The sequence below is a fragment of the Pinirhizobacter sp. genome (genome assembly GCF_035317885.1).
In the GTDB taxonomy this organism is placed as follows: domain Bacteria; phylum Pseudomonadota; class Gammaproteobacteria; order Xanthomonadales; family Rhodanobacteraceae; genus Pinirhizobacter.
Genome location: NZ_DATHFX010000063.1, coordinates 1 through 7,212, shown reverse-complemented (window position 1 = coordinate 7,212; position 7,212 = coordinate 1). Strand labels below are relative to the sequence as shown.

At 65.6% G+C, this 7,212-nt stretch carries 6 protein-coding genes, 1 tRNA gene and 1 pseudogene; all 8 read right to left on the bottom strand.

All coding sequences use genetic code 11. The annotated features are described in order from the left end of the window. Nucleotides 1–74: 74 nt before the first annotated feature. Nucleotides 75–150, bottom strand: a tRNA-Gly gene (locus tag VK519_RS01975). 61 nt (nt 151–211) lie between these two features. Then, a complete protein-coding gene (gene pgsA / locus VK519_RS01970) occupies nt 212–823 on the bottom strand; it encodes a CDP-diacylglycerol--glycerol-3-phosphate 3-phosphatidyltransferase (RefSeq protein ID WP_324347150.1) in 612 nt (203 codons plus the stop codon). 49 nt (nt 824–872) lie between these two features. After that, on the bottom strand, nt 873–2,696 hold the full coding sequence (uvrC, locus tag VK519_RS01965; protein ID WP_324347148.1) for an excinuclease ABC subunit UvrC: 1,824 nt from the start codon (nt 2,694–2,696) through the stop codon (nt 873–875). Between the two features lie 52 nt (nt 2,697–2,748). Continuing rightward, a complete protein-coding gene (kdsB, locus tag VK519_RS01960; RefSeq protein WP_324347146.1) occupies nt 2,749–3,516 on the bottom strand; it encodes a 3-deoxy-manno-octulosonate cytidylyltransferase in 768 nt (255 codons plus the stop codon). A 2-nt stretch (nt 3,517–3,518) separates the two neighbouring features. Next, complete coding sequence (gene aroA, locus VK519_RS01955) at nt 3,519–4,829, bottom strand: 3-phosphoshikimate 1-carboxyvinyltransferase (protein WP_324347143.1); 1,311 nt, start codon at nt 4,827–4,829, stop codon at nt 3,519–3,521. Further along, on the bottom strand, nt 4,826–5,932 hold the full coding sequence (gene hisC / locus VK519_RS01950) for a histidinol-phosphate transaminase (RefSeq protein WP_324347141.1): 1,107 nt from the start codon (nt 5,930–5,932) through the stop codon (nt 4,826–4,828). Before hisC ends, aroA begins: the two co-directional genes overlap by 4 nt. After that, nucleotides 5,929–7,029 (bottom strand): prephenate dehydratase, encoded by a 1,101-nt coding sequence (pheA, locus tag VK519_RS01945; protein ID WP_324347139.1) that lies wholly within the window; start codon nt 7,027–7,029, stop codon nt 5,929–5,931. The genes hisC and pheA overlap by 4 nt, the downstream gene beginning before the upstream one ends. A gap of 20 nt (nt 7,030–7,049) precedes the next feature. Further along, nucleotides 7,050–7,212: pseudogene (locus VK519_RS01940) on the bottom strand (3-phosphoserine/phosphohydroxythreonine transaminase); the annotation flags it as partial.

Genomic DNA, 7,212 nt, shown 5'->3' with positions numbered 1-7,212 from the left:
GGTTTTGAATTGAAAAGTGCGGCCATGGATGGCCGCTCTTTGATCGTCGCGTTCACGGATGAACGCACAAATAATGGAGCGGGAAACGAGACTCGAACTCGCGACCCCGACCTTGGCAAGGTCGTGCTCTACCAACTGAGCTATTCCCGCGTCGAAGTCCCGCTATTCTAGATGAAAGCGACCATGTGTCAACCGTCTTGCAGCAACTTTTTCAGGTGTCTTCGCGGGCGCGGCGGTCGTCTCGCAGGCTCGGCCAGGCCGCGCGGAGGTAGCCCAGGCCCGACCAGATGGTCAGCACGCCGGCCACCACCAGCAACGCCTCGCCGATGTGGTACAGCCGTAAGGTTTCCGCATCGTGCTGCAACAACAACACCACCAGGGCGATGATCTGGGCCACTGTCTTGACCTTGCCGATGAAGGCCACCTTGACCTTGCCGTGCTCGCCGATCTGCGCCATCCACTCGCGCAGCGCCGACACGCTGATCTCGCGGCCGACGATGATCGCGGCCGTCACCGCCATCAGGATGCCCGACCAATTCCCCAGTGGGCCATCGGTGGAGCTGCGATGGGATTCCACCAGCAGGAATAATGTTACCGCCACCATCAGCTTGTCGGCCACCGGGTCCAGGAAGGCACCGAACGCGGACGTCTGGTTAAGCCGGCGCGCAAGATAACCATCGAGCCAGTCGGTGAATCCGGCCAGCAGGAAAACCACGGCGGCAGTGAGGTTATGGCCACGGAACGGCAGGTAGAACACGACGACCATCACCGGAAGCAACATGACCCGGAAAAGGGTGAGCCAGGTCGGCAGGTTGATGCGCATGGACAGTTCCGGATGACAGGTGGTGAGTGTCTCACATCACCGGGGGTAGTTAGGGATGGAGAATGGCGTAGATGCGCTCGGCGAGGCTGCGATCGATGCCCTTGACCTGGGTCAGTTCCTCCACGCCCGCCGCCTCCACCCCCGACAGTCCGCCGAAGGCCTTGAGCAGCGCCGAGCGGCGACGGGCCCCCACACCCGGCACATCTTCCAGGGTACTGCGTTCACGGGCCGCCTCACGCCGCTTGCGGTGCCCGGTGATGGCGAAGCGATGCGCCTCGTCACGCACCGCCGCCACCAGGTGCAGCGCCGGCGACGCAGGGCCCGGGTGTAATTCACGTCCGCTCTCGGCAAGGATCAGTGTTTCTTCACCGGCGCGCCGGCCCGGACCCTTGGCCACGCCCACCACGCGGATGTCGCGCACATCGAGCGATGCGAGCACCTGCATCGCCTGGGCCACCTGCCCCGCGCCGCCATCGATCAACAGGATATCCGGCCGCACGCCGCCTTCGACCACCTTGCGGAAGCGGCGGGTGAGTGCCTGGTGCATGGCGGCGTAGTCGTCGCCCGGAGTAATGCCGGTGATGTTGAAGCGGCGATAGTGCGATTTCTCGGCGCCTTCCGGTCCGAACACCACGCATGAAGCCACCGTGGCCTCACCCATGGTGTGGCTGATGTCGAAGCATTCGATGCGTCGCGGCGGAGCATCCAGGCCCAGCAGCTTTTGCAGATCGTCGAAGCGCACACCCAGAGTCTGCCGGCTTGCCAGGCGAGAGGTGAGCGCCGCCACGGCATTACGCTCGGCCATCTCGACGAAACGAGCGCGCTCGCCGCGCACGCTCGACTTGATCGCCACGCCATGGCCTGCGTGTTCGGCCAGTACCTGGGCAAGCGTATCGGCGTCTTCCAGGGCAACGTCCACGATCAATTCGCGCGGCACCTGCCGCTCGAGGTAATACTGGGCAATGAATTGCTCGATGATATCCGCAGTGGTGGCATCGATCGGCAGGCGCGGGAAGAAATCACGCGAACCCAGGCTCACGCCGTCACGGAAAAACAAAACGCTTACGCAGGCGATCCCCCCTTCCACCCGGCAGGCGATCACGTCCATGTCCGCGCTGGCGCCCTGCACGAAGTGCTGGGCATGCAGGCGGCGCAGCGCCGCCACCTGGTCGCGCAGTTGGGCTGCGCGTTCGAACTTCAATTCCGTCGCCGCCTTTTCCATCGATCCTGCCAGTTCGTCGATCACCGTGCTGCTGCGACCCTCCAGGAACATCTGCGCATGGCGCACATCGACCTGGTAGTCGTCCACGCTGATCAGCTTGACGCAGGGCGCACTGCAGCGGCCGATCTGGTGTTGCAAGCACGGGCGCGAACGATTGCGGAAATAGCTGTCCTCGCACTGGCGCACGTGGAACAGCTTCTGCATCAGGTTCAGGCTCTCCCGGACGGCGAAGGTGCTCGGATAGGGGCCGAAATACTTGCCCTGGCCGGTCTTGCCGCCACGATGGAAGGCCAGGCGCGGGTAGTCCTCGCCGGCGGAAAGATAGATGTACGGGTAGCTCTTGTCGTCGCGCAACATGATGTTGTAGCGCGGCTTGAGCGACTTGATCAGCTGCGATTCAAGCAGCAGCGCCTCACCGGCGGTACGTGTGAGCGTGACCTCGGCGTGGGCAATCTGCGACACCATGGCCGCGATGCGCGGCTCCATGCGGGGCTTCAAGAAATAGTTGCCCACGCGTTTCTTCAGGTTCGCGGCCTTGCCCACGTACAACAACTCGTTGTCGGCGTCGAAGTAGCGGTAGACGCCGGCCGAGGTAGTCAGGGTGCGGACGAAGGCCTTGCCGTCGAACGGCGGATGCGATGCAGGCTCCATGGCCCATTTTACCTTGTCCGGGGACCACTTTCCCGCCGGCGGAATTTGTCCGTCAGCCCCCGGCAAGGAAGCGATGGGCGCGCTCGAGGTCGGCGGGCGTGTCGATACCGGGCGGGAAAGCCTCCGGGGACAACCGCACGGCAATGGCATGGCCGTTCTCCAGCACACGAAGCTGCTCGAGCGATTCGGCCTGTTCCAGCGGGGTCTGCGGCAGGCTCGCATAGGCCCGCAGGAAGCGCGCACGGTAGGCATAAATGCCGATATGCCGCAGGAAGGGAATATCGGCCGGCAATGCATCACGCCCGCGCGCGAAGGCATCGCGGGCCCAGGGCAGCGGCGCGCGGCTGAAGTACAGCGCGCGGCCGTCGGCACCCCGCACCAGCTTTACCGCGTTGGGGTCGAACAGCTCTTCCACCGAGGTCACCGGCGTGGCAAGGGTGGCCACCGGCGCATCGTCCAGGGCCAGGGCCCTGGCCACGGCCTGGATCCCGGCGATGGGCGCGAAGGGCTCGTCGCCCTGCAGGTTCACCACGATGGTGTCGTCGGCCCAGCCCAACTGGTCGACGCACTCGGCGATACGGTCGCTACCGGAGGCGTGGTCGATGCGGGTCATGCACACCGTTACCGGCAGTCCCTGCAATGCCTGGCCCACACGATGATCGTCGATCGCCACCACCACCTGCCCTGCCCCGGCCTGCAGTGCGCGGCGCGCCACGTGCCTGACCATGGCCTCGCCGGCGAGACTCGCCAGGGGTTTGCCGGGCAGCCGGGTGGAGGCGTAGCGCGCGGGAATGACCACCACGAACGGGAAGTCGACCATCGTCAGTGCACCTGTGCCAGGTCGAAGCCGCAGTCGCGGGCAAGATCCATGAAGTTCGGAAACGACGTGGCGACATTCTCGCAATCGCCGATGGTGACGGGAGCCGCCGCCACCAACCCTGCCAGCACGAAGCTCATGGCGATGCGATGGTCGCCCACCGCTTCCACGCGGCCGCCGCCAAGGCGCCCGCCATGGATGGTGGCGCCGTCGGGTGTTTCATCCACGGCGACCCCGAGGATGCGCAAGCCGTTCGCCATGGCGGCGAGGCGATCGGATTCCTTCACCCGTAATTCGGCAGCACCGGAAATCGTGGTCGGGCTATCGGCCACCGCCGCCGCGACGAACAAGGCCGGGAATTCATCGATCATGTCGGGCACCACGGCCTCCGGGATTACCGCTCCGTGGAGCCTAGCGTAGCGGACGATGATATCCCCCACCGGCTCCCCGCCGCTCTCCCGGCGGTTTTCGATCGCGATATCCGCGCCCATCAGGCGCAGCGCCTCAAGCAAGCCCGTGCGCCGGGGGTTGAGCCCCACCGAATGCAGGCGCAAGGTTGACCCCGGCACGATGGATGCGGCGACGATGAAGAACGCGGCGGATGAAAAGTCCGCCGGCACCTCGATGTCGGTGGCGCGCAACCGATGGCCGCCGGTAAGCGTCGCTTTCCCGGGGGAGAACTCGATCGGCCAGCCGAATGCGGCCAGCATGCGTTCGGTGTAGTCGCGGGTGGGATGCTGCTCGATCACGCAGGTTTCGCCGTCGGCGTAAAGTCCTGCCAGCAACACCGCGGATTTCACCTGGGCACTGGCCACGGGCGGCGTGTAGCGGATGCCCTTGAGCTTCGCACCGCCATGTACCCGCAGCGGCGGTTTGCCATCGTGGGTGTCGATGCGCGCACCCATGCTCGCCAGCGGGTCGGTGACTCGGCGCATGGGCCGCGAGGACAGCGACGCATCGCCTACCAGGGTGGAGTCGAATGCCTGGCCGGCCAGGACGCCGGCCATCAGCCGCATGCCGGTGCCGGCGTTGCCGCAGTCCAGGGCACCCTCACTGGCACGCAATCCCTCGATCCCCACGCCGTGGACGATGCGCACGCCCGGCTGGGGCGCTTCCATGCGCACGCCCATGCTTGCGAACATCCTCGCCGTCGCCCGCGTGTCCTCGCCTTCGAGGAAGCCGCGAACAGTGGACCTGCCGTCGGCCAGTGCGCCGAACATCATCGCGCGGTGGGAAACCGATTTGTCGCCGGGGATGGTGAGCTCGCCCTTGAGCGGCGCATGCACCGGATGGCTGGTCCAGTCGATCACGGTCACTTAAGGTGCTCCAGCAGGCGATCCAGTTCCCCGCGGCTACCGATGCTGATGCGCACCGTCTGCCCAAGTCCATAGCCCGCCATGGGCCGCACGATCACCCCGGCGGCGAACAGACGGGCTTCCAGGGCGGTGGCCTCGCCGCCGGTGTCCACCAGCAGGAAGTTGGTCTGCGAAGGAAACACGCGCATGCCGCGTTCCACGAGCTCGCCGGCAAGCCATGCGCGGTCGCTTGCATTGGTATCGCGCACGCGACCTAAGTGGGCTTCATCGCCCAGTGCAGCCTCGGCGGCAGCCAGGGCGATGCCGTTGACGTTGAACGACTCACGAAGACGCTCAAGCACCGTGGCGACGGAAGAGTCGGCAGCAAGGTAACCCATGCGCAGGCCCGCCAGGCCATAGGCCTTGGAGAACGTACGCGTGACGACCAGGTTGCGATGCTTATCGAGCAGGTGCATTGCCGTGGAAAGCCCGGGACGGTCGACGTACTCGTGATAGGCCTCGTCCACCACCACGATCACATCGCCCGGTACGCGAGCCATGAACGCCTCGAGTTCAACATCGCTGAAGGAGCTTCCCGTCGGATTGTTCGGGTTGGCCAGGTACACCAGCCGCGTGTCCGCGCGGATCGCAGCGGCCATGGCGCCCAGGTCGTGGCCGAAGGGTGCCTCGGGGTGGTCGGCCGGAAACGCGGGCACGGCAATGCCCTGGGCGCCCGCCGCCGCGGTGGCGATGGGAAACACGGCAAAGCCGAATTGCGAATACACCACCGAATGCCCAGGATCGGCGAAGCATTGCGCCAACAGCATCAGTAGTTCATGCGAGCCATTGCCCAACACCAGTTGGCCGGTGTCCACGCCCAGGCGATCGGCCAGCACGCGCTTTAGCGAGGCACCGGCTGGATCCGGATACCTCCACATCGCCTCCATCGCCGTGCGCGCAGCGGCGATCGCCGCCGGACTTGGACCGAGCGGGTTCTCGTTGGAGCCCAATTCCGACAACGCAGCACCGAATCGCTGCCTCAAGGTCGGCAAGTCGTGCCCTGGATCGTAAGCGCGCAGCGCCGACACGACCGCATTGGCAAGCAAGGTGGCATCGAAACTCATGGCAATGCCACCGGGTAGGCGCCCAATACGCGCACGTCGGCAGCGGAGGGTTCCATGTCCTTCAGCGCATCCTGGATGCCTTCGTCCTCGACGTGGCCGCTGATATCGATGAAGAACGCGTACTGCCATTTGCCCGTGTGCGATGGGCGCGACTCGATGCGGTTCATGCTGATGCCACGCTCGGCCAGCGGACGCAGTATGTCGTACAGCGCGCCGGGCTTGTCACGCACGCTCACCAGCAGCGACGTGCGGTCGTTGCCCGACGGCGGGAAGATGCCGCGGCCGATCACCAAAAAACGCGTGGTGTTGTCGGCGCGGTCCTCGATCGGGCCTGCAATGGTCTTCAGGCCGTAGACGCGCGCGGCCGTCTCGCCGGCGATCGCCGCCGCGGAGTCGTCGCCACGGGCCATGCGCGCGGCCTCCGCGTTGCTGGAAACGGCAATTCGCTCGGCCTTGGGCAGGTTGATGCGCAACCACGCCTGGCACTGTTGCAGCGACTGCGGGTGCGAATACACGCGCTGCACATCGGAAAGCTTACCGCCCAGCGACAACAGGTTCTGGTGCACGCGAAGTTCCACCTCGCCGCAGATCGTGGCGCTGGAGGCCAGGAACATGTCCAGGGTGACCTGGATCATGCCCTGGCCTGAGTTCTCCACCGGCACCACGCCAAAGTCGGCATTGCCGGAGGTCACTTCCTGGAACACTTCCTCGATGCTGCCCAGGGGCAATCCGTAGGCCGCGTGTCCGAACTGCTTGCGCACGGCCTGTTCGCTGAAGGTGCCCTCCGGGCCCAGGAAACCGATCTTCAGTGGCTGCTGCTGCGACAGGCACGAGGACATGATCTCGCGGAACAGCCGAACCAGTTCACCATCGGGCAGCGGGCCGTCGTTACGGTCGATCACGCCACGCAACACCTGGGCCTCGCGCTCGGGTCGGTAGTAGTCCACCGCAGCCTTCAGCGGGCCCTTGGCCCGCCCCACCTGCTGGGCCCAGCGCGCGCGCTCGGAGATCAGCTGCTGCAGTTGGTGGTCGATGCTGTCGATACGCGTGCGCGCCTCGGCCAGCGTGGCCTGTTTATCGGTGGTCGGCTTGCTCATGGGATTCCTTCTTGCTTTTGCTAACCGTGGCGTCGGGCGAAGTCGCTCATGAAGGCCACGAGGGTTTGAACCGCCTCAAGCGTGACGGCGTTGTACAGCGAGGCGCGCATGCCGCCCACGGCCTTGTGGCCCTTGAGCGCCAGCAGGCCCGCCTCGAGCGACTGGGCGAGGAACGCCGCATCG

Bases quoted from the DNA above. Each gene is read 5' to 3' on its own strand.
- pgsA (WP_324347150.1), bottom strand. From the start codon at position 823: ATGCGCATCAACCTGCCGACCTGGCTCACCCTTTTCCGGGTCATGTTG.
- uvrC (WP_324347148.1), bottom strand. From the start codon at position 2,696: ATGGAGCCTGCATCGCATCCGCCGTTCGACGGCAAGGCCTTCGTCCGC.
- pheA (WP_324347139.1), bottom strand. From the start codon at position 7,029: ATGAGCAAGCCGACCACCGATAAACAGGCCACGCTGGCCGAGGCGCGC.
- kdsB (WP_324347146.1), bottom strand. From the start codon at position 3,516: ATGGTCGACTTCCCGTTCGTGGTGGTCATTCCCGCGCGCTACGCCTCC.
- hisC (WP_324347141.1), bottom strand. From the start codon at position 5,932: ATGAGTTTCGATGCCACCTTGCTTGCCAATGCGGTCGTGTCGGCGCTG.